The organism is Pseudoalteromonas sp. TB51 (assembly GCF_000498055.1).
In the GTDB taxonomy this organism is placed as follows: domain Bacteria; phylum Pseudomonadota; class Gammaproteobacteria; order Enterobacterales; family Alteromonadaceae; genus Pseudoalteromonas; species Pseudoalteromonas atlantica.
This window is the reverse complement of the sequence record NZ_AUTO01000010.1, coordinates 1-1,884: the sequence shown is the minus strand read 5'-3', so window position 1 is coordinate 1,884 and position 1,884 is coordinate 1. Positions and strand designations below refer to the sequence as shown.

General features: G+C 42.9%; 2 protein-coding genes. Both read right to left on the bottom strand.

Annotated features, from left to right (window positions below; translation table 11 throughout):
* Window positions 1–273, bottom strand: a 273-nt coding sequence (gene ruvC, locus L650_RS0100325; protein WP_029771703.1) for a crossover junction endodeoxyribonuclease RuvC, incomplete at its 3' end; no start/stop codon positions are given.
* A 128-nt stretch (window positions 274–401) separates the two neighbouring features.
* Window positions 402–1,884: ABC transporter permease (locus L650_RS0100320; protein WP_029771700.1), on the bottom strand; the 1,483-nt coding region annotated here is incomplete at its 5' end.

Here is a 1,884-nt window from a genome sequence, read left to right as displayed (position 1 = left end):
TCCCACTATCGCGGCTCCTCGGGCTTGACCAAGTTTTAGCGCGGCATCCGGGTTATGCGCCATAAATACTTTTTCTATGGCAAAGGTTTCGGGGGAGAACTGCTCTATTATTTGCGTGATCCCTTGGTAGATCATTTTTAATCGTATGGGGAACTCATGCTCGGCTAATTTAATGCACCCGCTTCCTAAATAGGTAAATTTAGCGCCTTGATGCGCAACCACACCATAACCGGTTAAACGCGAACCTGGGTCTATCCCTAAAATAATGGCCAAACAGCACACTCATTATTGTTATTTTTCAATAACGGTAATAATGCCAGAGCACTGTATAAATTACCAGTGGCGAGTAAAAACAAAAACGCCCGCAACTTAGTGCGGGCGTTTAGCGTTAAAAGTATAGCTTAGGCTAAAGCACGTACTAAGCCTTGGGTATTTTGTTTAAGTTTACGGGCAATCATAAAGTAGCCAAGCGCGGCTACAAACACCCCGCCCGACACTGGCCCTATTAGCCAAATTGTTGGGTGCAATTTACCGGCTAAGTCAAACATTTGCTGCTGAACAATCAGCAAGGCTACATCACTAAATAATGCGGCTACAAACCCAGCTAAGCCACCTAATAGCAAAAACTCATAAAGCGTCGCATTTTTTATTAACCGCCCTTTGGCGCCTAACGTTCGCAGTATTACTATTTCTTGCATTCGCTCGCCAAGGCTCGCTTGCACCTGAGATATAAGCACTAATGCGCCGCACAACACCACAATAGCAAGCACAAAGCCAATAGCTAACGACACCTGCTCAATGGTTGATTGTATTTGCTTAACAAAGTTATCTACATCGATGGCGGTAATGGTTGGATAAGTGCGCAGTAACTGGCTAAACGCTTTCTTTTGCTCTGGCTCTATTCGCACAGATGAAATATACGTTGCCGGAAAATCTTTTAGCACATCGGGGCTTAAAATAATAAAAAAGTTAGGTTTTAGCGTCGCCCAATTTACTTTACGCACACTGGTAATTTTGGCGTCAAATGATTGCGCACCAATTAAAAATGTTAAGGTGTCGCCTATTTCTACGTCTAGGCGCTCTAACATAGACTCCTCAACCGATGCCTCACCCACTGCGCCTTCGCCAAACCACTGCCCTTGCACAATTTCGTTTTGAGCTGGCACATTATCAAGCCAGGTTAGATTAAGCTCACGGCCAATGCCTGAACGCGCTTCTTCATCTTTTTTCTCGTTATCTTGCAACGACACTTTACGCGCCACAAGCTCGCCATTTACCGCATTTACTCGCCCACGAATGGTTGGATAAAAATCCGAAACTAAAATATCGTTCTCTGCTAGGTAATTATTTACAGGCTCTAGTTCGTTTTGCGTAATATTAACTAAAAATGCATTAGGTGCATCGGCGGGTAATTGAGACTGCCAATCTGAGATCATGTCGTTTTTAAGCACAATCAAAAACAATAGCAATTTAATCGCCAATGAAAAGCTAATAAGCTGCACCGCATTTACGTTGGCACGCTTTTGTATAGAAGCAATAGCTAACGACCAACTGTTGCCTGGTTTTAAACCTAATTTACGACCACCGCCAAATATTAGTTTTGAAATAACAAACAAAACCGCAATCAAAGCAAGCGTAGAGACAAATAAAATAAGCGTTATTTTAATGTTGTTACTAAATAACCACATTAATAAAAACACCGTAAGCGCGCTTAAACCTAAGTGCACACGGCTTACCGCTAGTCTGTCCCCTAAATTACGGCGTAATACTCTAAGCGGTGGAATATCAAATAAATCAAGCAGTGGCTTAATAGAGAACATAATCGCACATATAACGCCTGTGCTAATGGCCACCAGCCAAGGTTTAAACCCGGCGGCAGGTAAG